Source organism: Paeniglutamicibacter psychrophenolicus (assembly GCF_017876575.1).
Classification (GTDB): Bacteria; Actinomycetota; Actinomycetes; order Actinomycetales; family Micrococcaceae; genus Paeniglutamicibacter; species Paeniglutamicibacter psychrophenolicus.
Genome location: NZ_JAGIOE010000001.1, coordinates 1,389,546 through 1,412,322 on the forward strand (window position 1 = coordinate 1,389,546; position 22,777 = coordinate 1,412,322).

22 protein-coding genes are annotated in these 22,777 nt (G+C 63.8%); 8 read left to right on the forward strand and 14 right to left on the reverse strand.

Annotated elements, in window-relative coordinates:
- From JOF46_RS06140 to rraA, 3 genes are all read right to left on the reverse strand, one after another.
- Entirely contained in the window at positions 1–1,554 is a 1,554-nt protein-coding gene (locus JOF46_RS06140) for a long-chain-fatty-acid--CoA ligase (RefSeq protein WP_209906513.1), read from the reverse strand.
- Between the two features lie 91 nt (positions 1,555–1,645).
- Complete coding sequence (locus JOF46_RS06145) at positions 1,646–2,299, reverse strand: SDR family oxidoreductase (protein WP_209911631.1); 654 nt, start codon at positions 2,297–2,299, stop codon at positions 1,646–1,648.
- A 226-nt stretch (positions 2,300–2,525) separates the two neighbouring features.
- A complete protein-coding gene (rraA, locus tag JOF46_RS06150) occupies positions 2,526–2,990 on the reverse strand; it encodes a ribonuclease E activity regulator RraA (protein ID WP_209906514.1) in 465 nt (154 codons plus the stop codon).
- A 392-nt stretch (positions 2,991–3,382) separates the two neighbouring features.
- Here rraA and JOF46_RS06155 point away from each other — a divergent pair, with 392 nt between their 5' ends.
- Both JOF46_RS06155 and JOF46_RS06160 read left to right on the forward strand, forming a co-directional pair.
- Complete coding sequence (locus tag JOF46_RS06155) at positions 3,383–3,748, forward strand: type II toxin-antitoxin system RelE/ParE family toxin (protein WP_209906515.1); 366 nt, start codon at positions 3,383–3,385, stop codon at positions 3,746–3,748.
- Position 3,749: 1 nt separating this feature from the next.
- Positions 3,750–4,046: a helix-turn-helix domain-containing protein gene (locus JOF46_RS06160; RefSeq protein WP_209906516.1), complete on the forward strand. Its 297-nt coding sequence runs from the start codon at positions 3,750–3,752 to the stop codon at positions 4,044–4,046.
- 255 nt (positions 4,047–4,301) lie between these two features.
- Here the strand turns inward: JOF46_RS06160 and JOF46_RS06165 are convergent, their stop codons facing one another.
- The 3 genes from JOF46_RS06165 to JOF46_RS06175 form a co-directional block, all read right to left on the reverse strand.
- Complete coding sequence (locus JOF46_RS06165) at positions 4,302–5,150, reverse strand: fumarylacetoacetate hydrolase family protein (RefSeq protein ID WP_209906517.1); 849 nt, start codon at positions 5,148–5,150, stop codon at positions 4,302–4,304.
- Between the two features lie 75 nt (positions 5,151–5,225).
- The gene (locus tag JOF46_RS06170; protein WP_209906518.1) at positions 5,226–5,861 is read right to left on the reverse strand and encodes a bifunctional 4-hydroxy-2-oxoglutarate aldolase/2-dehydro-3-deoxy-phosphogluconate aldolase; all 636 of its coding nucleotides are present in this window, start codon (positions 5,859–5,861) and stop codon (positions 5,226–5,228) included.
- On the reverse strand, positions 5,858–7,471 hold the full coding sequence (locus tag JOF46_RS06175) for an N-acyl-D-amino-acid deacylase family protein (protein WP_209906519.1): 1,614 nt from the start codon (positions 7,469–7,471) through the stop codon (positions 5,858–5,860). Before JOF46_RS06175 ends, JOF46_RS06170 begins: the two co-directional genes overlap by 4 nt.
- Before the next feature lie 1,377 nt (positions 7,472–8,848).
- Between JOF46_RS06175 and JOF46_RS06180 the strand changes: the two genes are divergently transcribed.
- From JOF46_RS06180 to JOF46_RS06195, 4 genes are read left to right on the forward strand one after another with little or no spacing between them, the layout of a single operon-like run.
- Positions 8,849–9,490 carry an ABC transporter permease gene (locus tag JOF46_RS06180; protein ID WP_209911634.1) on the forward strand — a complete coding sequence of 214 codons (642 nt, stop codon included), beginning with the start codon at positions 8,849–8,851 and terminating at the stop codon, positions 9,488–9,490.
- Entirely contained in the window at positions 9,483–10,766 is a 1,284-nt protein-coding gene (locus tag JOF46_RS06185) for an ABC transporter ATP-binding protein (protein WP_209906520.1), read from the forward strand. The genes JOF46_RS06180 and JOF46_RS06185 overlap by 8 nt, the downstream gene beginning before the upstream one ends.
- Positions 10,763–11,548 carry an ABC transporter permease gene (locus JOF46_RS06190; protein ID WP_209906521.1) on the forward strand — a complete coding sequence of 262 codons (786 nt, stop codon included), beginning with the start codon at positions 10,763–10,765 and terminating at the stop codon, positions 11,546–11,548. Before JOF46_RS06185 ends, JOF46_RS06190 begins: the two co-directional genes overlap by 4 nt.
- On the forward strand, positions 11,548–12,540 hold the full coding sequence (locus JOF46_RS06195; protein WP_209906522.1) for a glycine betaine ABC transporter substrate-binding protein: 993 nt from the start codon (positions 11,548–11,550) through the stop codon (positions 12,538–12,540). Before JOF46_RS06190 ends, JOF46_RS06195 begins: the two co-directional genes overlap by 1 nt.
- 277 nt (positions 12,541–12,817) lie before the next feature.
- On the opposite strand, the gene JOF46_RS06200 is transcribed toward JOF46_RS06195, so the two are convergent.
- The 3 genes from JOF46_RS06200 to JOF46_RS06210 all read right to left on the reverse strand — a co-directional run bounded on the left by JOF46_RS06200 (position 12,818) and on the right by JOF46_RS06210 (position 15,566).
- Positions 12,818–13,309 (reverse strand): nucleoside deaminase, encoded by a 492-nt coding sequence (locus JOF46_RS06200; protein ID WP_209906523.1) that lies wholly within the window; start codon positions 13,307–13,309, stop codon positions 12,818–12,820.
- A gap of 356 nt (positions 13,310–13,665) precedes the next feature.
- Positions 13,666–14,481, reverse strand: coding sequence for a DUF4184 family protein (locus JOF46_RS06205; protein WP_209906524.1), 816 nt, complete (start codon positions 14,479–14,481; stop codon positions 13,666–13,668).
- 143 nt (positions 14,482–14,624) lie between these two features.
- Positions 14,625–15,566 carry a LysR family transcriptional regulator gene (locus JOF46_RS06210; protein ID WP_209906525.1) on the reverse strand — a complete coding sequence of 314 codons (942 nt, stop codon included), beginning with the start codon at positions 15,564–15,566 and terminating at the stop codon, positions 14,625–14,627.
- Positions 15,567–15,644: 78 nt separating this feature from the next.
- On the opposite strand from JOF46_RS06210, the gene JOF46_RS06215 reads away from it, so the two are divergent.
- On the forward strand, positions 15,645–17,384 hold the full coding sequence (locus tag JOF46_RS06215) for an L-aspartate oxidase (protein WP_209906526.1): 1,740 nt from the start codon (positions 15,645–15,647) through the stop codon (positions 17,382–17,384).
- A gap of 4 nt (positions 17,385–17,388) precedes the next feature.
- Positions 17,389–17,910 (forward strand): hypothetical protein, encoded by a 522-nt coding sequence (locus JOF46_RS06220; RefSeq protein WP_209906527.1) that lies wholly within the window; start codon positions 17,389–17,391, stop codon positions 17,908–17,910.
- 38 nt (positions 17,911–17,948) lie between these two features.
- Here JOF46_RS06220 and JOF46_RS06225 read toward each other — a convergent pair whose 3' ends face one another.
- The 5 genes from JOF46_RS06225 to JOF46_RS06245 form a co-directional block, all read right to left on the reverse strand.
- Entirely contained in the window at positions 17,949–18,482 is a 534-nt protein-coding gene (locus JOF46_RS06225) for a hypothetical protein (RefSeq protein WP_209906528.1), read from the reverse strand.
- Between the two features lie 1,105 nt (positions 18,483–19,587).
- Positions 19,588–19,902: a hypothetical protein gene (locus tag JOF46_RS06230; RefSeq protein WP_209906529.1), complete on the reverse strand. Its 315-nt coding sequence runs from the start codon at positions 19,900–19,902 to the stop codon at positions 19,588–19,590.
- A gap of 100 nt (positions 19,903–20,002) precedes the next feature.
- The gene (locus tag JOF46_RS22520) at positions 20,003–20,689 is read right to left on the reverse strand and encodes a transposase (RefSeq protein ID WP_209906530.1); all 687 of its coding nucleotides are present in this window, start codon (positions 20,687–20,689) and stop codon (positions 20,003–20,005) included.
- Entirely contained in the window at positions 20,686–21,432 is a 747-nt protein-coding gene (locus JOF46_RS22525; protein WP_209906531.1) for an IS4 family transposase, read from the reverse strand. Before JOF46_RS22525 ends, JOF46_RS22520 begins: the two co-directional genes overlap by 4 nt.
- A gap of 110 nt (positions 21,433–21,542) precedes the next feature.
- Entirely contained in the window at positions 21,543–22,766 is a 1,224-nt protein-coding gene (locus JOF46_RS06245; protein WP_209906532.1) for an IS110 family RNA-guided transposase, read from the reverse strand.
- Between the last annotated feature and the right edge of the window lie 11 nt (positions 22,767–22,777).

Consider the following 22,777-nt stretch of genomic DNA (forward strand, 5'->3'; position numbering starts at 1 on the left):
CTAGTCCTCGGTGTAGCGGGACACCAGCTCGCGCTTGAGGATCTTCCCGCTGGGGCCCAGCGGGAATTCGACCACGATTTCCACCAGCCGCGGGTACTTGTAGGCGGCCAGCCGCTCCTGTGCGTAGTCGACGATGGCATTGGCGTCCAGCAGGCTTCCGGCCACCAGCGTCACGGCCGCCACGATCTCCTGCCCGTGCGTCTCATCGGGCACCCCGAAGACCGCCACGTTGGTGATCTCCGGGTGGGCGATCAGCACCTCCTCGACCTCGCGCGGGTACACGTTGTAGCCGTTGCGCAGGATCATGTCCTTCTTGCGGTCCACGATGGTGATGTAGCCCTCGGAGTCCTTGGTGCCCAGGTCCCCGGTGCGGAACCAGCCATCGACCATGGCCTCGGCGGTGGCCTCGGGCCGGTTCAGGTACCCGGAGAAGAGGTTGTGCCCCCGCACCACCAGCTCGCCCAGTTCGCCGGCGCCCAGCAGCTCGATGGCATCGTGGACCTCGGGGCGGGCCACCTCGATTTCCACGCCCCAGATCGCCTGGCCCACGGTGCCTGGCCGCGGCTCGGTGCCCACGTGGTTGAAGGATGCCACCGGGGAGGTCTCGGTCAGTCCGTACCCCTCGTGGATGGTGGCGCCGAAGTGCTCGCGGAAGCCATCGAGGATGGCCAGCGGCAGGGCCGCGCCCCCGGAGACCGCGTAGCGCAGTGATGGGGCCGGCTCGGGTCGCGCCTTGGCCGCGGCCAACAGCCCCACGTACATGGTCGGGACCCCGATGAAGATGTTCACGCCCTGATCGAGCAGCATGGACAGGGCGGCCTCGCCGGTGAACTTGGGCAGCAGCAGGATTTCGGCCCCGGCGCGCAACCCGGTGTTCAGCGCCACGGTCTGCCCGAAGGTGTGGAACAGCGGCAGCCCGCCGAAGATCTTGTCGCCGCGGCGCATGTCGAAGGTGTTCAGCAGCAGCACGTTGACCTGCTCGACCAGGGCGAAGTGGGTGCCCAGGGCGCCCTTGGGCTTGCCGGTGGTGCCCGAGGTGTACAGGATCGTGGCGATGTCCAGCGGGCCCCGCGGCAGGTAGGTGTCGATGGGGGCAGCGGCCCCGGCCAGGTCCTCGAGCCGGGCGAACTCCCCGGCCTCGGGGGAGAGCACGGTCAGCACGTTGGCGCCGGCGGCAACCGCTCCCGCGGCGCCCTCGACCAGCAGCGGGGCGGCGCACACCATCAGCTTGGCCTCGGCATCGGTGAGCACGTATTCGATCTCGTGGCGCTTGAGCAGCGCGTGGATGGGCACCGCCACCGCTCCCAGGGACAACACCGCGTAATAGACGCGGGCGAAGTCGGTGACGTTCGGGATCAGGATGGCGACCCTGTCCCCGTCCATGACCCCGGCCTCGCGCAGCGCCCCGGCGTAGGCCCGGGTCTGGTCCCAGAGGTCCCGGTAGCTGGTGCTGGCGCCGCCCAGGGTGATGGCGGGCAGCTCGCCGTGGCGCTTGGCGCCCTCGGCCAGGATCGCGGCGACGGACAGGGTGGCGTTTGGAACTGCTGCGTTCACGGCGATACTCCCAAGAGCGGTGCGGGTGGCTTATGCCCCATCCTGCGTGCCGCGCACGCACCTGTCAATGAACCGCGCGGCAGACGAGGCACTAGGCTCCGGCGACGACCTCGGCAACCGGGACGGTCCCGTCGGTGAAGTTGATGGTTTTCCCGATGCTTGCCGGCTGATCCAGGGCCGCGACGATGGCCAGGGCGGTGTTGGAGCGGGAGGTCAAGGTGTCGGATGCCAGGTCCGGGGCAGGATCCAGCAATCCGGTGGGTCCGTCCAGCGTCAGCACCCCGGGACCCAGAATGGTGTAGTCCAGGGTGCTCGCGCGCAGGTGCTCGTCGGCGGCGATCTTGGCGGCCATGTACGGGTAGAACGGGTCATCGAGCGGCACCAGGTGTTCGGTGCTGGCGGTGAGGAAGGAAACCATCACGTAGCGTGCGATGCCGGCGAGCTCGGCCGCGATCATGGAACGGATGGCCGCGTCGCGGTCCACCGCGTAGGTGCGCTCGGGGCTTCCGCCTCCTGCCCCCGCGGACCAGACGATCGCGTCGGCGCCCTTGAACGCCTCGGCCATCTCGGCGGCTGAGGCGTTCTCGATATCCAGCACCAGTGCCGTTGCGCCCGTGGCGGCGATTTCGGCGACGTGGTCGGGGTTGCGGATGACCGAGGTGACGGTGTCCCCGCGCTTGGCCAACTCGGCGGCTGCCAGCAGCGCGACCTTGCCGTGGCCGCCAATGATCGTGACCTTCATGATTGACCTGTTCTTCCGCTCGTTGACCCCGGAGCGCGTGCTCCGGCCGTGTTCTTGGGCTTGAGCCTACCCAAGAACAACGGCCACGGCCGGGTGCGGGCGTTCGATTGCCCGGAGGGCATATCCGGGAATAATCGAGGCGGTTGCCACACACCGATCCACCGCCAACACCCGGTCGCCGCTTCGGCAAGGGGAATCCATTGCCGAAACGGGGAAGTCCCGAACATGGTCAGCCGGTGACGAGGATTCCGTCTTCGTCCGAATACAGGGTGGCTCCGGGGGTGAAGGTGGCCCCGCCGAATTGAACGGGGATGTCCACCGCTCCGACCGAGTCCTTGGCGCTCTTGCGCGGGTTCGAGCCCAGGGCCTTGATGCCCAGCGGGGTGCCGGCCAGGGCCACGCGGTCGCGGATCGCCCCGAAGATCACGACCCCGGACCAGCCATTGGTGACGGCGGCTGCGGCAATCATGTCGCCCATCAGGGCCGATTCCAGCGACCCGGCACCGTCAACCACCAGCACTGCGCCGTCTCCGGGGGAGTTGAGCAGCGACTTGACCAGGCCGTTGTCGCGGTAGCAGCGCACCGTGCGCACCGGTCCGCTGAAGCGCGGGTGCGCACCGAGGTTTTCAAATTGCAGGGATACCGACTGCAGGGATTCGTCGGCGTCAAAGAGGTCACACGTCGTAAAGGTCATGGGACCTAGCCTACGATTCGCGGCCCGGGAATCCATGCGGTGTTACGCGCCGGTAGCAGCGCCGGGACGAGCGATTAAACAACTGATGCGAACGCTACCTAGCGATTCGACGGGGCACCGAGCTTTACACGGCAGCCCGGGCCAACCATTCGGGCAACACGATGTTTGAATGGCGGCCCGAGGCCAGGACCGCCTGCCGCTCAGGAAAGGCCATTGGCAGGGTTTCAACTTCAGCGGGTTGCAGCGTGCCGCATTTTGGTGACGGCTGACGTTGATTTCCGTGGTCTGGAAGGTGCTCACATCCTTGAAGGCGTCTTGGCCGTTCATGTGCTTGTTGATCCGCAGTGGTCAGGTCATTGCTTATAGCGTGAAGCGCATATAGCGTTTGATGCATGACCGAGCTCTATGAGGTCGAGATCGAACCCGAAGTACGATCCTGGTTGGAAAGCCTCACGGACCGTGACTTTGGTCGGGTCGACTTTCTCGTTGGCCTGCTCGCTGAAAACGCGGAGACACTTGGCGAACCGTATTCGCGCCACCTCGGTGGAAAAGTTCGCGAGTTGCGCTTCAGTCTGCTGCGTCAGCAGACCAGAGTGACCTATTGGTTGGCGCCGTCTCGCCGGGTGGTACTGCTGACCGTGTTTCGCAAAACCCGAAGGGTTGAATCCGATGAGGTCGAACGAGCCTTGCACGCGCAGCGGACTTGCGAGGGGTCCCATGATGCAGCACATGCCGTATACGAACGTGAAGGAAACTGAAATGCAAGAGAACCACAGCTCCTACGACGATGTTGCGCGCCGGCGTCGCGGAAGCGCGGACTATCGTCAGGGATATGACGAGGCCCGGCGGGCGTACTTGATAGGCCAGGAAATCCGTGAGCGGCGGCTGGCGCTGGGGTTGTCACAGACCGAAGTCGCCGCGGCTGCGGGAATGACCCAGCCGGCACTCTCTCGGCTCGAGGCCGGCGGTGTCGTGCCCACCATCACCGTGCTGGATCGAATCGCCACGGCTCTCGGTGCCGAACTCACCGTGACGATCACGCCGCACGCAGCCTGAACACCCCTGCCATGAACGGGCGAAAGGGCGCGATTGAAGGCGCATGCGGCTACGGCCAGGGACCCACATGCGCACGACTCCGTGCTGGGCCGCTCGTCGCCCCCGGAAAAACCAATAGGCCAATACCGGCCCTCGGATAGTTTGTGACCATCAGCGGGGCCGGTAGCTGGAAGCAACGGCGCGTATCTACGCACCGACCGATGTCCCGGGCGACGCGGCAGTCCTCCGGAAGCGTGCCGAAGGGTTACCAAGTACTCAGCTGAAGACGTTGCGGCTGGTGCCCAGTGACTCGATGGAGGTTTCCAGCACGTCCCCGGCCTTCAGCCACGGGTGGCGTCCGGCCTCGTTGCGCCGGCCCAGGGCCACGCCGGCCGGGGTCCCGGTGAGGATCACGTCGCCCGGGCGCAGCTCGTTGAACACCGACAGGTAGGCCACCAGCGCGGCGGGGGAGAAGACCAGATCGGCGGTCGAATCCTCCTGGACAACCTCGCCGTTCACGCGCGTGGTGATCTTCGCGCCATGCGCGAAGTCAGCGGCACTGACCAACCACGGGCCCAGCGGGGACGCCGCATCCCAGCACTTGCCCTGGGTCCACTCGGTGGTGCGGCCCTGGTAGCCGCGCATGGACACGTCGTTGGAGACCGCATAGCCGGCAATGTGCTGGTGGGCCTCGGCCTCGGGGATGCGGCGCCCGGGCTCGCCGATGATGACCGCCAGCTCGCCCTCCCAATCGATGCGGTGGTCCTCGGCCGGGATCTCGATCCCGTCGTTGGCACCGGTCAGCGAGGAAGCGAACTTGGTGAAGACCGTGGGGAACTCCGGTTCCTCCTTGCCGACCTCGGCAATGTGGTTCCTGTAGTTCAGCCCGATGCAGTAGACCTTGGCGGGGTTCACGATCAGCGGGGCGTAGTCGGCCTCCGACAGCGGAATCGCGGTGCCGAAATCGACGGCGGAATCCAGCGAATCAAGGCGGGCTTCCTCCGGTGCGCCAAGGAATGACCCGACGTCGGCGAAGCCCGAAAGCTCGAACGCGGCATCTCCCTCTATGAGTGCTGCAAAGGTGTCTTCGGGCGCACCGTTACGGCGCAACGTAGCAAGTTTCATGGGCCTATCCCATCACACCTGCAACCGCCCGCCGCCACCTGTGACGCACCTTGTCATCCATCCGAAGCCACGATCCTAGTGCAGGGCAGCGGTGAATTCGGAGGCGAGCCCGGTGATGGCCTCGTACTGGCCGGCCGCCACCAGGGCCCCCGGAAGGACCGCGGAGTCGACGCACACGGCCAGCGCGCCTGCGTCGAGGAACTCGTTGGCGTTGGCCAGGGTGATGCCGCCGGTGGGCAGCAGCCGCACGCCGGGGTACGGTTCCTGCAGGTCCATCAGGTAGCGCGAACCCATCGTTGCGGCGGGGAAGATCTTGACCATGGCACTGCCCAGGTCAAGGGCCATCGCGACCTCGGTCGGGGTCATGGCGCCCAGACAGAAGGGGATCCCTGCCTGCACGGCGACCTCCGCCACCTCCGGGCGGATGCCCGGAGCGATGATGAACCGTGCACCCGCATCGATGGCGGCGCGAGCCTGGTCGGCATGCAACACCGTGCCGGCCCCGACGATGGCGCCGTGCGTTTCGACGGTTTCGGCTGCCCTGGCCAGGTGGGTGAGCATGCCCGGGATCGTGAAGGTGAATTCGACCGCGTTGATGCCCCCGGCGACCAGTGCGCCGCAGAGTTCTGCGGCGTCGGTGATGGCCTCGGCGCGCACCACCGCCAGGGCCTTGTCCCGGTGGAGCAGCTCGATCATTTCCGGTGTGTTCATAAAGATTGTGTGGTTCCTTCCGGGCCGCGGCGCAAGGCGCGGCCGGCCAAGGCCGAGGTGGGTTGGTGCTCGGAAACGGCGGGCACGCCGTTGACGAACACGTGGTTGATTCCTGCCGCCGGTTGCCGCGGATCGGCAAAGGTGGCCATGTCAATGATGGCATCCGGGTCGAAGACGAGCACATCGGCGGCGTTTCCGGCGGCCAGCACCCCGCGGTTGGCCAGGTGCAGGCGCTGGGCCGGACGACCGGTCAGCTGGTGGATTGCCGCGGGAAGATCCATGGCCTTGGCCTCGCGCGCGAAGCCTCCGACAAAGCGTGGAAAACTTCCCCACACCCCGGGGTGCGCTGCGGCTTCCGAGCGGAATCCGACGCCGGCACCGGTGCGCGTGCGGTGGCCCATGATGGCCCGCAGGTCGTCCTCGCTGCCCGCGGCGTACAGGACGCCGGTGGCCAACGAATCCGAGAGCAGGATCCGCACCAACGTGGTGGCCGGATCCGATGACTGGATCGCTGCGATGCGCGCAATGCTTTGGCCCACCAGCATCCCAAACTGCCCGGATCCCACGAAGGCGATGGTGACCGCATCCCAGTTGATGTCCGTGGAGGCCTCAAGCTCGGAGCGGATCCGTGCAACAACCTCGGGGTCATCGAGCCGTGCCAGGACATCTTCGTCTTGCCCGTCCCGTGCCCAGCAGGGCAGCAGCGAGGCCAGCATGCCGGGGTTCTCGAGGTACGGGTGGGAATCGCAGGACAGGTCAACCCCCGCCTTCAGGGCCCGGTCAAGCACTGTCAACAGGTCTGCAGCCCCTGCGCCGTCCGCGGCGAGGTGCGTGAGGTGCACCGGCACCCCGGTCTTGGTGGCCACCTCAACGGACCGGGAGACGGACTCGGTGACAGGAACAGCCAGGGAGTTCCGGGCGGGTGCCCAATAACCGCCGTAGGCGCCAACCGCAGCGCACAGTGCCTCGAGTTCGGCGGTCTCTGCCGGTGTTGCCAAAGCACCCGGAGCGGAAGACGAAAGGCCCACCGCGCCTTGTTCCAGGGCATCGGCCATGGCCTTGACCTCTGCGACGAGCTGCTGCGCGGTGGGCGCAACCGCTGGGCTTCCCATGGCCAGGGCGCGCACGGCGTGCATTGGCACCAGATAGGCGGTGTTCGTGCCGGTGCCGGAATCGAGGTGGTCGAGATATTGGCCAACGGTGCGCCACTCAACGTCGCGGTCCGCCCATTCAGGGGCCACGCCAGCCAACTGGTGGCGCAGTAGTGATGCCGAAGCATCGGTCAGAGGGGCGCAATTTGCCCCGTCTTGGCCAAGTACCTCGGTGGTGACGCCCTGGGTGAGTGCCGAGTGGCGTGCCGGGTCCGTCAGTGGGGCGGTGTCCGAGGAACCTCGCAGGTCGATGAATCCCGGGCAGGTCACCAGCCCGGCGCCGTCAATGAGAATGGTGGTCCCGTCGTCCTTGAAGGATCCTGCCGGAAGGATGTCCGCAATGAGTCCTGACTCCAGCACGATGTCGCCCAGGTATTCGGGATTTCCGGTGCCATCGAGGATCCGGGTGTGGGTGATGGCGGTGCGAACCGCGGTGGGGCGCACCTCGTGGCCCCGCATTAAAGGGAGACGTGAACTAGGGAAACGGCATCTTGGCCGATTGCTGCCGGGGGAACCGGTTGGCGTCGCATGTTGGCAGTGGTACGTCTCGCGGCGGTGGGGCTTGCCGAGCGGTGGTTGTGCAACGTGGAGAGCGTCGAGTTTGAGGGGGTGAGGTTTTCCACGGCTATTTCCTTATAAAGAGGTCCAGCGGCGAAGTGCCCAATGAACAGCGCAAATGACGGGCACATAGGTCTCATGTCTAACACGGTCTGGAAAATACCGTCAATGCGCCCGACGGTGCAGGCAGGATTGAATGTCGCCAGATTCGCCAGGAACGCTGAAGGGATGGCTTGAACGTGATGGCAGGGCGAGCCGTCCGGTAGAGAGCACAGCGTCGTGGGAAGCCGGGGAGCCCGCTGTGCCAGGGGAAGGACGTTCCAGGATTCGTCACCTCATGGCCGTGCTCCACAGGCAACTTCCATCGAAGCAAGATGTTCCACCCAGACCACTTTTGGGGAACATCCGGGGAATCTGATAATCGACGAATGAGTATGAATATTCATGCACCGAAATGAACGATATTCTCGAACATTCAGATGCCCTGATTTGGGCCGTGGAACTTCCATATTGAGTTGACAGGAATACGTCGCGGGCTTGCCTCAACGCGGCCTTCCCAACATGGCCTGGATTGACCCAAGTGGCACCCGGAGACATGTTGCCCGAAATCAATGAATCTGCTGCCCGGACACCTTGCCAGACAGGTGCGGTGACACCAAATTCGCGCTCGTGAAGCGTGGCGAATCCGGGTTGGCCAGATGTTCGCATGGGCAGTGCGCGGCAGCCGGACACGGAACCGTCCGTGGGGCGGGTTGGACCGATGAGCGGAACCCGGTTCCCGCACCGGAATGCCGTGATCATGGCGATATTCGGCGTACCTATCGGCGAGTTGGATCGATGCTGGCCCAGAAAACAGCGGACCGGCCCAAGAGTTGCTCCGATCTTGTGCCGGAAAAGTGAGGGCCACCTGCGAATTGGTGTGAGCCTTGTTACGTCAGAAGCGTTGGTTTGGGAGCCGAAACACGGCTGCCGTGCGGCTTGCTGCCGCCACCCGAACCGAAGGTGGCGGCAGCAAGGGCCCGAAGGCCCAAAGGGATTATCTGCCCTACGTAGGCAAGGATTTTCCGACAGTCATTGTTGCAATCTGATGCCGATCTAAATGTGGTGATCAACGGATATATTCAACGAAATTCCACGAATTGCAAGGCAATCACAATGCCGCCGAACGGCCCCTCTCAGGTAGATACGAGGCCATTATTCACGTATGTTTGCAAGGTATCCAAGGTCGTTCGGGCCGACGAGAGCAGGCTACGTAACCAAAGTGAAGCAGGTTTTGATGTGTTTGAATTTATTGGCGAAAGGTACCGCCAAATATTGTTTGCCTCATGGCAGCATTTCTCGCTCGTTGCGCAGTGTCTGATCCTCGCAACGATGATCGCCGTGGTCATCGCGGCGCTGGTTTACCGAAATAAGTCTCTATCCTCCTTGGCCAATGGCATCTCGGCCATTGGTCTGACGGTTCCATCTTTCGCCGCGATTGGCTTGCTGATTGCACCGATCGGGTTTGGCGTCCCCCCGGCAGTCATCGTCGTGGCATTCTTCGCCGCACTGCCCATCCTCCGCAACGCGATCGTCGGGCTGGCCGGAATCGAGCCCTCCATCGTGGAATCGGCACGCGGCATCGGCATGGGCCGCATGCGCACCCTTGCCACCGTCGAACTTCCCATGGCGTGGCCGGTGATCCTGTCCGGAATTCGCGTCTCGGCCCAGATGGTCATGGGCGTTGCGGCAGTTGCCGCCTACGCGCTGGGCCCAGGCCTTGGCGGATTCATCTTCTCCGGACTTTCCCGCTCGGGCGGTGCCAAAGCCTTCGACTCTGTGCTCGTCGGCGTGATTGGCGTGGTCATCCTGGCCTTCATTCTTGATCTCATCCTGATCGGCATCGGCCGACTCACAACCCCGCGAGGTATCCGTGTCTGAGACCACCGACGCCATTACTGGCGCATCCATCCTGCTTGATGAAGTCACCAAGCAATACCCAGGCCAAACCAGGCCCGCCGTCGGCGGACTGACCCTGGAAATCCCCGCCGGCAGCATCGTCATGTTCGTGGGCCCTTCCGGTTGCGGCAAGACCACCACGTTGAAGATGATCAACCGCCTGATCGAGCCCAGCAGTGGCAAGATCGTGATCAATGGCGAAGACGTGACCAAGATGGACGGCGACACGCTGCGCCGCCGCATTGGCTACGTGATCCAGGCCGGCGGGCTCTTCCCGCACATGACCGTTGCCGCGAACATCGCCATCGTGCCCAAGATGCTTGGGTGGGACAAGGCAAAGATCGCTGCCCGCGTCGATGAGCTGCTGGAACTGGTGTCGCTGGATCCATCGATCTACCGCGACCGCTACCCCAAGGAACTCTCCGGCGGTCAGCAACAGCGTGTGGGCGTGGCCCGCGCACTGGCAGCCGACCCGCCGGTCCTGCTCATGGATGAGCCCTTCGGTGCGGTTGACCCCATCACCCGCCAGCGCCTGCAGGACGAACTGCTCAACATCCAGTCCGAGGTGCAGAAAACCATCGTCATGGTCACCCACGACTTCGACGAGGCGGTCAAGCTCGGGGACTGGATCGCGGTCTTCGACGAGGGCGCCCAGCTGGTCCAATACGATTCCCCCGAACGCGTCCTGGCCAACCCGGCCAACGAATTCGTGGAAAACTTCATCGGCTCCGGCGCCGGGCTCAAGCAGCTCACGCTCACCCGCGTGAACCAGGTCAAGCTCAACGAGGCCGTCACCGCATTGCCGGGCGAGCTTGCCAGCGATGTGCTTTCCCGAGTGCAGGGCGCCGGCCAGCCGCTGGCAGTGGTGCTGGACAAGCGCCGCCGCCCGGTCCGCCGCCTCACCCGCCGCCAGCTCTCCAGACTGCAGATCGTCGATGACACCATCGACGAGTCGATGCCTGTGGTTGGCGACCAGGCGACGCTGAACGACGCTCTGGACACCATGCTGGTGGCCAGCTCGGAAACCGCAGTGGTCACCGGCCGACGCGACGCGTTCCTGGGCGTCATCAACGTGCAGACGATCATGGAGGCCATCTCGGCCGCCAACGCCGCAGCCGCCGAGGCCGAGGGCGATGCACCTGTCGGGTTGAACTCCGGCGCCATCCCGGCCATCGCCATCGAGGGCGCCTTGGCCGCCAACGGCCACGACGGAGGGAACACATCCGAGGACCTGCAGGATGTGGAGGAGCCACGATGAGTTCCACCACGGCAACCACCGCGCCGGCGCAGGGCGGCATTCCGAAGCTGCGCCTCGAGCACCCCTGGCGGATCCTCGGGCTGCAGCTGGTTGGCATCGGGCTGGCATTCCTGGCCATGGTGCTTTGGCTGCTCAACGCGGATCTGACCGAAACCGAACGCACGACCCTGGGCCCCGGCGTGCTGTGGGGCTACACGGTTGAACACCTGCAGCTCACCGTGGTGGCGGCAGTCATCGTGCTTGCCATAGCCATCCCGCTGGGCATCGTGCTGACACGTCCCACGATGCGGCGCTTCACCGGTCCCGTCCTGGCCGTGGCCAACGTCGGCCAGGCCGCCCCTGCCATCGGCCTGATTGTCATCCTGGCCTTTTGGCTTGGCTTCGGCTTCTGGGCAGCGATCGTCTCGCTGGTGCTCTACGCCATCCTGCCGGTGCTCACCAACACCATGGTGGGACTCAAGCAGGTCGACGAGCGGCTTGTTGAGGCCGGACGCGGGATGGGCATGACCTCCATGGCCGTGCTCTTCAAGGTCGAGCTGCCGCTGGCCGTCCCGGTGATGCTCTCGGGCATCCGCACCGCACTGGTGCTGCTGGTCGGCACCGCCACGCTGGCCGTGTTCATCAACGGCGGCGGGCTGGGCATCCTGATCACCACCGGCGTGGGACTGAGCCTCACGGCGGTGCTGGTCTTCGGCTCCCTGCTGGTGGCCATGCTGGCACTGCTCATTGACTGGGTTGGCCGGGCCGTTGAAGAGCTCGCACGCCCGAAAGGACTCAAGTAATGCGCATTGGAAAACGGATCAAGGCCGCAGCACTGCTGGCATCGGCCGGAGTAGTGCTCACCGGTTGCGGGCTGGCCACGGCCACCGCGTACGTTCCCCCGGCAGGACCGGGAAGCATCCAGGTGCTTCCGGACCTGCCCGACAACGCGACCATGACCGTCACTTCCAAGAACTACACCGAACAGCTGATTCTCGGAAAGATCGCCGTCCTGGCCGGCCAGGCCGCCGGGTTCAAGATCAATGACCTGACCAATGTGCCGGGCAGCCAGCCCGCACGCGAACTGCTGAAATCCGGCCAGGCCGGGATGATGTGGGAATACACGGGTACCGCCTGGATGACCTATCTGGGGCACGAGGACGGCATCGCCGACCAGCAGGAAATGTGGGAGAAGGTTCGTGCCCAGGATGCGGGCAACGGGGTCATCTGGGGCGACCGCGCCCCGTTGAACAACACCTATGCCATGGCCGTTCGGTCCGAGGCACTCCCGAAGCTGGGCAACATCACCAAGCTCTCCCAGCTCAAGGACCTGAGCCCGAAGGACCTGACGTTCTGCGTTGATGCGGAATTCAACTCCCGCTCCGACGGGCTGAACCCGATGCTCGAGCTATACGGGCTCAAGCGCGGGGCCGCGGACTCGGTCCCTGACTCGAACGTGGGCCTGTATGACACCGGTGCGATCTACAGCGCCACGGATGCCGGGGCATGCAACTTCGGCGAGGTTTTCACCACCGACGGGCGCATCAAGGCCCTGGACCTGACGGTGTTGGAAGACGACCTGGGATACTTCCCGGCCTACAACGTGGTTCCGGTCTTCAACGGCAAATTCCTCGAAAAGTATCCGGGCATCGACAAGGTCTTTGCGAAGATCGCCCCGTTGCTGACCGATCAGGAAATGCAGTCGATGAACCTGGAGGTCGATGTCCACGGCGAGGAGCCTGCCGACGTCGCCTTCAAGTGGATGGTCAAGGAAGGCTTCATTTCGGAGCCGTAGCACGACGAATATTTGCAAGACAACCGGGTCGGATTGGTTTCACGTGAAACCAAACTGGCCCGGTTTCTTCTGCCTACCTGGCGGTTGCTCCAAAGGAAAGATCGGCACCCACCTGCCTAACACGGTTTGCGGCAGTCCGATGAGCCGAACATCGTTGGATCAAGCTCTCCGATCTTGAAGACACGCTCCAGCAGCGTGGCGGGGATGACCGGTTACGGCAGGGGTGCTTGTGTCTTTTCACGGTTCGAATTGGTGATGGTCATGGGATTCGCCACCCTCAGTATTCGATGCGGGTGTCGAGGTTCGACCACAGCGTGAATGGTTCGCGATGGTCGAACCCGTCATCGGCAATGCGCTCGACCGGCATCAGGGCGGTCCGGTCGGCCGGGTCGCCCTCGAAGAATTCGTAGAACGCCGCATCGTCGAATCCCGCGGCGGCGGCCTCGTGCCTGTCGGCGGCGTAGACCACACGTGAGATCCGGGCCCAGAGTGCGGAGGCCAGGCACATGGGGCAGGGCTCGCAGCTGGTGTAAAGCACGGCTCCGGACAAGTCGAAGGTGCCCAGGGCGGCGCATGCGGTGCGGATGGCGGTGACCTCTGCGTGGGCGGTGGGGTCGTTGTTGGCGGTGACCCTGTTGACGCCCTCGAAGCGTGCTCCGTCTGTGGTGACGATCAGGGCGCCGAAAGGGCCGCCCGCATTGCGGACGTTGTCAGCTGCGATGGCGACGGCTGCCGCGAGGTTTGCTGCTGCAAGGGTATGGCTGGTCATGGTGCGACTTCCTTATGCTCCAGACGAAGTGCTGGAGCAAAGGTGCCTTGGTCTTGCGCTGTCCCAGGCGACACTCCGCAGCTTCGAAATGGCTGATGGATTAGTTGCGCCTGGTTGATGACTTCCCCTTCAACAAGGTGAAGCCCGCCTTTGGCAAACAACAACTTAGCAAGGAATAGTGACTCGCGCCACTGTTGATTTGAAAGTAAATATTTGCATCGTGAAAGCTGCGCCCCATGGCCGACGATGCAGGCCAGCTGATTTTGGGCGTCCGAAAGCTCGAGGTGTGCGTTTCGGATTCAAGGCATGACGTTCGCCGATGGGAGCAGTGCCGGCGGTGCGTGGCCGGGTTGAAACTAGGCCCGGGAACGGCTCATGGAACGCAATTTTTTCGCCAATGCCATGCCCTGCCACACCAGGGAATATGCGGCCATTGTGACGATCAGGGCCGCCCCTCCGCGGGTGGTGATGATCCACAACAGGGATTCCGCGGTTGCTGCGACATTTGCGGAGAGTTCTCCGGATGCGGCAATGCCCGCAAAAGCCAGCGCGGGCCCCAGCAGGAGTGTTCCCACCAGCGTGGCCCGAAGCGCTGTTCCCCGGGTGCTCTTGATTTCCGTGGCCACCGGTGCCGCCTTCACCCGCTTGATGTACCAAAGGAGCATGACCGCCAGTCCCGCCAGGGAGCTCAGGTGCTGCAGGATCCGGTAGACGGGGAATCCGCGGATTGGTTCGGCACCAAGGAACGGCAGTTGCTGGACCACCCAGCCGTGGGAGTGGGTGAAGGCATCCCAGGCAATGTGCGTGAAAAGCCCGAGCATCAAGGAATAGAAGATCCACAGGGCAATGCGTGCGCTGCTGGGCTTGCGGCCCTTGAGCTTGGTCTTGGCGGGGACCCAGGCATCCGGTGTTGCCCAGCGCAGGGGTTGGGCCACGAGCCAGAGGAAGACGGACATGACCAGTGCCAGTGGCAGTCCGACCGTCAGGATCTGCGCAAAGTCATGCGAGTTGGCGCCGTTGAGCATGGGTGCGTACCAAGCGTTGCTGGTGGAGGAGACCATGGCGAAGTACGGGATGTCCGGTGCCATGGCGCCGGCAACCAAGGCGATCGGCACGAAGGGTTGGCGCAGGAAGGGCAGGACGGCAGCCGGGTGGGCCAGGGTGAAAGGCAAGATGATCCTCGAAAAGTTGCGTCAGAGCCCACGGGGCAACGAATTGAAGTTGCGAATGGGTCCACCATCCAGCCTAGTTGGCTCTGGGTTCGAATGCGGCCGGTGGGACTGTTGCAACCGACACGTTTGACCACCCGTGCCGATTACGAAACCCGAGTTACCAGTCCACTGGCTGAGGCAGCGCCAGACGCCAAGAGATTCGCTGTGTTGACGACCATGTCCTGCATGGCCTGCGCGGCACGGGTCAGCGAGACGTCGTTGCGGTGGGCCAGGCTGATGGTCCGCGACAACCCGGGATCGGTGAGCCGCACCGAACACAGGCGCGGCCGATCGAGCATGACCATGGCCGGGACCACCGCGACCCCCAAACCGCGTTCCACGCAGCGGAGCACCGCATCCATTTCCGGTCCCTCCAGGACCACGTTCGGGGCAAGTCCCGCAGCATGGAACGCCTGCATGGTGACCTCCCTCAGGTCGTAGCTCTCGTGATAGGTGATCTGCGGAAGTTCCGCCAGCTCGGCGAGCGTCAGGGAAGTGCGACCGGCAAGGTGGGGGCTGTTCGCCGAGGCGACGACCACGAGCTCCTCGGTGAGCAGCGGTGTGCGCTGCAGGGAAGCAGTCGAGGTCGCGCGATCCTCCGAGGTGACGATGAGCGCGAGGTCGAGGGCACCTCCGGCGAGCTCGTCGAGCAGGCCGGGGGAGCCCTGCTCGGTCAGGTGCAGGTCGATCCCCGGGTGGGCCGCATGGAACGACGCCAGTACATCCGGGACCAGGCTCACGCACAGGGTCGGGGTCGCACCGATCCGCACCCGCCCCATTTTCAGCCCCGCGAGTTCCTGCATCTCGTGGCGGACGGTTTCCGCGTCGGCGAGCATCCGTTTGGCCAGGGGGAGCAGTGATTCCCCGGCATCGGTGAGTGTGATGTTGCCCCGGGCACGGTGGAAAAGTTCGGCACCGAGGTCCGATTCCAGGGTGGAGATCTGCCGGCTCAGCGAGGGCTGGGCCAGGTGCAGAAGCGCGGCGGCACGCGTGAAATGGCCGGTGCGCGCAACTTCCACGAAGCTTTGAAGCTGTTCCAGGTTCATGGTCGATAGCGTATACGCATTGAAACGACTCGAATAATTCATTGGACGGATCAAGGGCAAGTTCCTAGCGTTGAAGACATGAGTGCAACAGCAACAAAAGAACAACAGATTTCCACGACCGTCCTGGTCATCGGCACCGGAGGATCGGGCCTGCGGGCAGCCATCGAGCTGGCCGAAATAGGGGTGGACGTGCTCGCCGTGGGCAAGCGCCCGCGCAACCACGCCCACACCTCGCTGGCGGCCGGCGGCATCAACGCGGCCCTCGGAACCATGGACAAGGACGACAGCTGGCAGCAGCACGCCGCGGACACCATCAAGGAAAGCTACTACCTGGCCAACCCGCGTACCGTGGAAATTGTCGCCCGCGGCGCGGCCCAGGGAATCGCCGACCTGGAACGCTACGGCATGGGATTTGCCCGGGAGTCGGACGGGAGGATCTCCCAGCGATTTTTCGGCGCCCATACCTTCCGTCGCACCGCCTTCGCCGGCGACTACACCGGCCTGGAAATCCAGCGCAGCCTGGTGAACCGGGCCGAACAGCTGCAGATCCCCATCCTTGACTCGGTCTACATCACCCGGCTGCTGGTGAAGGACAACCAGGTCTTTGGGGCCTACGGCTTCGACATCAACAGCGGCAAGCGCTACCTGATCCATGCGGACTCGGTCATCCTGGCCGCCGGAGGCCACACCCGCATCTGGCGCCGCACCTCCTCGCGCCGCGACGAAAACACCGGCGACGCCTTCCGCCTGGCCGTCGAGGCGGGAGCCAGGCTGCGCGACCCGGAACTGGTCCAGTTCCACCCCTCGGGCATCATCGAACCCGAGAATGCAGCCGGCACGCTGATCTCCGAGGCCGCACGCGGCGAGGGCGGCATCCTGCGCAACGGGCTGGGGGAGCGGTTCATGGACCGCTACGACCCGATCCGCAAGGAGCTCTCCACCCGCGACCGCGTGGCACTGGCCGCCTACACGGAAATCAAGGAAGGCCGCGGCACCAAGAACGGCGGAGTCTGGCTCGATGTCTCGCACCTGCCCCGCAAAACCATCATGGAGCGCCTGCCGCGTGTCTACCAGACCATGATGGAGGTGCAGATGCTCGATATCACCGCCGAACCCATCGAGATCGCCCCGACCGCACACTACTCAATGGGCGGGGTCTGGGTGCGGCCCGAGGACCACAGCACCGACGTCTCAGGGCTCTACGCCATTGGCGAGGCCTCCAGTGGACTGCATGGGGCCAACAGGCTCGGAGGCAACTCCCTGATCGAGTTGCTGGTCTTCGGCCGTATCGTCGCACGCGCTGCGGCCAAGTACTCGGCAGCCCTGGATTTCCAGCCGCGCTCGGCCGAGGCCATCGCCCGGGCCCGCGCCGAGATCGATGACCTGCTGGAGGCGGATGGGCAGGAAAACGTCCGGGAACTGCAACGTGCCATCCGCAACATGATGACCGACCACGCCGGCGTGGTGCGCGACGAGGAAGGCCTGCAAGCCGGACTGGCCAAGCTTGCCGACATCGAAGAACGCATGGAACACGTGGGGATCCACCCGGACATTGCCGGCTACCAGGACTTGGCGCACGCCTTCGACCTGATGGGTTCGGCATTGGCCGCCCGGGCCACCCTCGAGGCGGCCATCGAACGCCGGGAGACGCGCGGCTGCCACAACCGCAGCGACTACCCGGCCATGGACCCGTCGCTGCAGGTCAACCTGGTGTGGTCCCCGTCAGCGGGTATAGTTCGCGAACAGATCCCGGAGATTTCCGATGAGATCGCCGAGCTCATCAAGGAGGTCTCATCCGTGGGCAAGCTCGTCGAATAACAACATGCTGGATCGTATGATGTTGTGTCGTCAGCTGTCTCCCGTATGGAGGCATGGCATCCAACAGGTCTGGCATCTTTGTGATGAGGTTTCGGAGAACATCCCTCGCCTCGGTAGCGTCTTCAGCCAAGGCGAGGGGCTTTTTGGACACAGGGTATTCCGCGGCAGTTCGAAGCCGCTCCATCCAGGAGAAATCGCGCAGGACGTCACCGAGCGGTGGTACCGGCCGGGCTTCGAATACTTCTCCCAAGGCAAGGTGCCCACCAAGTTGTGTTCCTCCAAGTCCTTGATCGACAAATATGGCATCAAAATCTTGTGCATCGCATCGTACGATGTCTGGAACGAAGTCAAAGGAATGACCGAAAGGATGATCTGCGCGGCGCTGATTTGTTCCTTTGCGATTTCAACAAGCCTGTCTGCCCAGTCGCGACTTGCCGCCACCAACTCATGGCGCGACTTCCGCGACACCACACGAACATCGCCAGGAACCGTAAGCCCCCGCACACGCTACCCACCCACCGAATAGAAAAAGGCCGGGGCGCATTACGCGCCCCGGCCCAAGTGCTACTTGTACGCTTCCCAGGAATTTAGTTCGTCGAGAAGCCCCTGCATGCCCTGGGTGACATCCCAAAAGTAGGTGCCGCAACCCAGCGTCGGGTGGCAGTCCTTGTCGACTATTTTCTTAGCACTGTCCTGAATATCTTTCGCTGCACCAATCGACTTCTTCACCCGTGCAGCAAGCTCCACCGGCGGCGGGCCCACATAATACGTGGCCTTAGTTGAATTCATTCCTTCCAACGCCATGCCCGCCATATTTGCTTCCATCTCAGCGGTCATCATCTTCATTGAGCACAGCAAGTTGGTTTCAACTTCTCCAGCTCGGCAGGATGACTCTTCAAAGTCATCGATCCATTCCTGCAGCTGTCGGCGCGTTGTGGTGGTGCCGGCAATGTAATCGGCAACGCTGGCGGTCGCAGGCGCCGAGCTCGCTGGTGCGTCGCTGGTGGTCGGCGCCGCGGCGGGTGCCGGCGTCGTAGTTGCAGAGCATCCGGTGAGCGCGAGTCCTGCCAGAGCGAATAGTGCGAGTGCGCGTTTCATTGTTCCCCCAATGAGTGTTTAGTGGCCGGGTTCGTGATTCTCTTCCCCGAGTTGATCAATCTCTGAATCTATCCGATCCACTTCAATTGGCATATTTGGGTGCGCCGCTAAGTCGTATGTGAGTATTCGACGCTTTGGGGACCACCCATTATTGCCGTTGGGGGCCAGTACCTTCGGTGGTGGGAGCCACTGGCCTCCAGAGGGTCCGGCCACTACTGAACGGCGACAATCCTCTCACACAAGTTTTAACGATCGGTCTCGATCCAGTTGGTGTTGTGATCCGGTCCATGTTCGCGTCGGTACGGAGCCCGGACTCGAACCGCTGAAGCCAGTCGTTCTTCGGATATTGCGTGCACAACGCCGCCTGGGCTGCGTTGTCACGGCGTTCCACGGGCTCGAGCAGCCTGCGGACAAGCTTCCTGGCGGTGTGTTCCAGCAACCACTCTTCGATCGCCCACAGGACGGAAGCTCCCTAAGCTTTCTCAGGAACTGGACGGTGCACAGCGGCTTGTCCTGGGCTTGGACTCGTTCCACCGCCGGGTCGGGCTGGCCGATGTCGCGGGAACGACTCCTGCTTAGGAAAGATGGCTCCCAAGGACGCCACTGGTGGCTCTGAAGGAGAATATTCGCATTTTGGCGGGGTGGCTCTGAACGGCAATATTGATGGCTCCCAATGAGTCAAATATTCAAATACGTTTCAGAGTGGTTGAAGCCATTCTTCGATGCCGTACATACATTGCCTCCAAAGGCTCGAACCCGAAACGACTGGCGAATGCTGGTTGACGAAGAGAACACATGGCTCGATGGCACCGTAAAGCCCGCAGGGATGCCCGAACAGTCTGCTGTCTCAATTACCTACAAAGACGATTACGGCAATATGAGCAGAAGTCGCAAGTGCGGACCGTTGGGTGATTGTTCTTGAGTTAAGGGGTGACCCTAGCTCCGGATCAAGCCCGGCTTCCTGATCCACACTGGCTATCCAAGATAACTGAGCCGGGGTTTCCATGTGGAGCCCGAAAGGGCGTGCCCCGACGCAACGATCACGGGCGGAACTACACTCCTGGCATTTGCCCATTGGCATCCGGCCCATTATATGCGAGATCGATTAAGATGAAGCTTTGATGCGTTCAAGTAGCTTCGAAATGATTTCAAGTGCATAGACCGCTGAATCGCTTACTTCTCCGTTTTTACCGCTCGTACCGACATCGGTGGATAACTTGCCGAAGCGACGATCCAAGAATGCAATTTTTGCTCCGTCGGCGTCGTCGCTATTGTTCAGGGTCGCCAAGAACGGTCCAATCGCGCGCATTTCCAATTCAAGGTTTTTGGTATCGGATGCCTCTTGGAGGAATCGCGTCCCGAGCCGGAACAAGAGTCCCGCTGTGCCGAATACGGCCATGGAGATGGTTAGCTTTGACACGGCGAATGTCCACGAAATGGGGACGCTGGAATCTGCAGCGCCGAAACTGTGAAGGGTAACCATTACACCGGAGATGACCGCTAGTCCCAATGCCGTGAAGTTAAGCCGCGATCCCGTTTGGCAAGCCGGGCGCGGGGTCCACGATCTCAACGGTCAGGGTCGCCGGGAGTGTGGGGGTGTGCGGCCTGCTTGCCCGGGCCTGGAACTTTGAGATCGCCCGCTTGACGGTCCGCGAGCTGGTCCGCAGCCTTCGTGCCGGGAGCAGCCGGTCCAGGACCTCGTCGCCGATGCGGCCGGCCAGTGCCCGCCACCCCGGGCGTTCCCCGGTGGCGGGCCCGGCGGGCCCGAGGATGAGCAGGTCCCGGGCCATGGTCAACGCGACCGTGTAGCTGGCCCGGTCCGGGTCCAGGTCGGGCACCGCGTTGGTCGCCTCGCTCATCACCGTGCGCAGCAGCTGCTGGACGACCAGCAGCGCATAGATTTCCTGTTCCACCAGCAGCACGCTCCTGGAGCGCAGCACCCGGCCCTGCAGCAGGGTGGACTTGATTTCCCGGAACGTCGTTTCGATCTCCCACCGCTGGTGGTAAAGCTCCATCAGCTCCAGGGCCGTGCCCTCTGCCGGGTTGGTGAGGGAGGTGACCAGGCGGTAGGTCTCGCGATGGTCCCCGGCCTTGGTGTGCAGGGTGATGGTGGCATCGAGCACCCGCACCGGCACCCCGGCCAGCAGCGACAGGTAGGACCCGTCGGCCAGGGGCTGGTGCACCGGAAGGTTCCGCCGGTTTTTCACCCGCACCAGAAAGTGGGCCCCGCCTCGCCGATCCGGTGCAGCAGCTTGGCGGAGGCGAAGTTCCGGTCGGCCAGGACCAGCATGCCCGGTGCCATGGACGGCAGCAGGGCCGGGGTGTAGGTGGTTTCCCCGATGCTTGTCGGTCCGAAGACCGCGTCGATGATGCTGCGGGTGCCGCAGGCGACCAACGCCAGCACCCGGGCCTGCGGGTATCCGGTCCCGCCGTGGTTTCCGCGCTGCTTGGTGTATTTGGTGAGGATCTGCGGGGTGTCGGGCAGCGTGAGGACCATCCCGTCGATCGCGCAGATCCGGTACTTGCCGAAGAAGGACCCTTCGCGGGTGGTGGTCGGGGCCGGGCCGCGCAGCATCTCGAAGAGCCGCCGCAGCGGGGCGACCCCGATGCGGCGCCGTGCCTGGGTGAGTGCCGAGTCGGTGATCTTGGCGATCCCGGTGGTGTGCAGGCGGAGTTTGGTGAACACGTTCCGGTAGCCAAGATGGGGGAACAACGCCAGCGCCAACACAAAATACACGACCACCCGGGACGGCAGCTTGCGGATGCGGCGCTCCCGGGTGCCGGTCGCCTCCAAGGCCTCGTCGACCAGGTCGGCGGGGAGGTGTTCGGTCAGGGCACCGAGGTGCGCGGGGGCCCAGGCATCGGTGCAATGCCCGGGATCGGCCGCCGGAGGTCCCGCTCCGGGAAGGCCGGGTTGGTCAGCGGGGGCGGGGAAGTGAGAGGATGGCACGTAGGAACTCCTGTGCGGTCTGTGTGCTTGAACACTCACATTCTTGACAGGAGTTCCGCCGGATTAAAAGGGATTCCGGGACCCGTCTTGTTATGATGCTCCTATTGTTGTCAACGGCTTTCCGCGACCTGTTTCTCCAGCCATGTCCGGTAACGTTCAACGACCTCACGGTCCCGGCACAGACCACGCTCAATCCGTGAAATCGCGGTTGTCCAGCATCCCAAGGAGGAAGCTGCCACCACCTGCGTGAGGCCCAATGCCAGGCGCAGGGGACGTAGGTCATTGGTCAACGGGGTAGGCCTGGGATTCTTCATGACACGGAAGATTTCCCGGGCGACGTAGCGCTTCAGGCAGCGGATGATTTCCTTCTTGCTCAGGCCGTCCTCGGTGCGTTTGGCGACATATTCGCGCGTCCTGGGATCATTGGCCATGCGCACGAGCACGATGCGGTAAAGCGAAGCGTTTGCTTGCCTGTCACCGCCGCGGGAGAGCCTGTGGCGGTTCGTTTTCCCCGAGGACGCCGGCACCGGCGCAACGCCGGCCAGGGCCGCGAAAGCGGCCTCGCTTTCCATGCGTTCGGGGTTGTCCCCGAAGGTCACCAGCAACTGGGACGCGACCACGGTGCCAACGCCGTTGACCTCCAGAAGCTCCGGGGCATGGGCGGACACGATGGCGGCCAACTCGGCGTCGGTCTCGGCGATTTCCTCGCTGAGAAACCGGTACCGTGTGCCCATCCGCTTCAGCGTCAGCAGGGTCGCCACAACCGGGTCCGCAGGATCCCCGGAAGGCCTGCTCGCAGCCAAGGCCTTGGCCCGTGCCACGCTGGTCATGCCCCGATATCTGACTCTGACCTCCTCCGCTGCAGTGGTGAGGACTCCGCTGATCTGGTTCAGCAAGGCCGTGCGGGCCTTCATCGCGCTGGTGCGGGCGGTGCGCAGCACCCGCAACGCCTCGACGTACCCGTCACGCGTTTTGGGCGTGGAAGTGCCACGCTCCGCCAACACGGATTCAGCAGCCTGGTAGGCGTCCAAGGGATCTGACTTTCCGCGCAGTCGGCGCTCGGCGCGGTTGGGTCGGTTCACCTCCCTGACGGTGAATCCCTGGCCGGCCAGGACCCGGGCGAGCTCAGCCCCGTATGAGCCGGTTCCTTCGACGCCGACGGCAGTGACGGCACCGAAGCTAGTCAGGTAGGCGGCGATCTCCTGGTACCCGGATCCGACGGCCAGGAACTTGCGATCCCCGAGCCGTTTCCCGTAATCAGTGACGAGGGCAACGTGGTGGGTGTCGGCATGGGTATCGATGCCGGCGATGACTTTGTAGTTCTCATTTGTCATGATGGATGGAG

What these genes read in the sequence shown, in the direction of transcription:
- JOF46_RS06225 (WP_209906528.1), bottom strand. Translation starts at nt 18,482, where the DNA reads ATGAAACGCGCACTCGCACTATTCGCTCTGGCAGGACTCGCGCTCACC.
- JOF46_RS06160 (WP_209906516.1), top strand. Translation starts at nt 3,750, where the DNA reads ATGCAAGAGAACCACAGCTCCTACGACGATGTTGCGCGCCGGCGTCGC.
- JOF46_RS06155 (WP_209906515.1), top strand. Translation starts at nt 3,383, where the DNA reads ATGACCGAGCTCTATGAGGTCGAGATCGAACCCGAAGTACGATCCTGG.
- JOF46_RS06165 (WP_209906517.1), bottom strand. Translation starts at nt 5,150, where the DNA reads ATGAAACTTGCTACGTTGCGCCGTAACGGTGCGCCCGAAGACACCTTT.
- JOF46_RS06220 (WP_209906527.1), top strand. Translation starts at nt 17,389, where the DNA reads ATGCTGGATCGTATGATGTTGTGTCGTCAGCTGTCTCCCGTATGGAGG.
- JOF46_RS06175 (WP_209906519.1), bottom strand. Translation starts at nt 7,471, where the DNA reads ATGCGGGGCCACGAGGTGCGCCCCACCGCGGTTCGCACCGCCATCACC.
- JOF46_RS06200 (WP_209906523.1), bottom strand. Translation starts at nt 13,309, where the DNA reads ATGACCAGCCATACCCTTGCAGCAGCAAACCTCGCGGCAGCCGTCGCC.
- JOF46_RS06195 (WP_209906522.1), top strand. Translation starts at nt 11,548, where the DNA reads ATGCGCATTGGAAAACGGATCAAGGCCGCAGCACTGCTGGCATCGGCC.
- JOF46_RS06170 (WP_209906518.1), bottom strand. Translation starts at nt 5,861, where the DNA reads ATGAACACACCGGAAATGATCGAGCTGCTCCACCGGGACAAGGCCCTG.
- rraA (WP_209906514.1), bottom strand. Translation starts at nt 2,990, where the DNA reads ATGACCTTTACGACGTGTGACCTCTTTGACGCCGACGAATCCCTGCAG.
- JOF46_RS06190 (WP_209906521.1), top strand. Translation starts at nt 10,763, where the DNA reads ATGAGTTCCACCACGGCAACCACCGCGCCGGCGCAGGGCGGCATTCCG.
- JOF46_RS06210 (WP_209906525.1), bottom strand. Translation starts at nt 15,566, where the DNA reads ATGAACCTGGAACAGCTTCAAAGCTTCGTGGAAGTTGCGCGCACCGGC.
- JOF46_RS06245 (WP_209906532.1), bottom strand. Translation starts at nt 22,766, where the DNA reads ATGACAAATGAGAACTACAAAGTCATCGCCGGCATCGATACCCATGCC.
- JOF46_RS06215 (WP_209906526.1), top strand. Translation starts at nt 15,645, where the DNA reads ATGAGTGCAACAGCAACAAAAGAACAACAGATTTCCACGACCGTCCTG.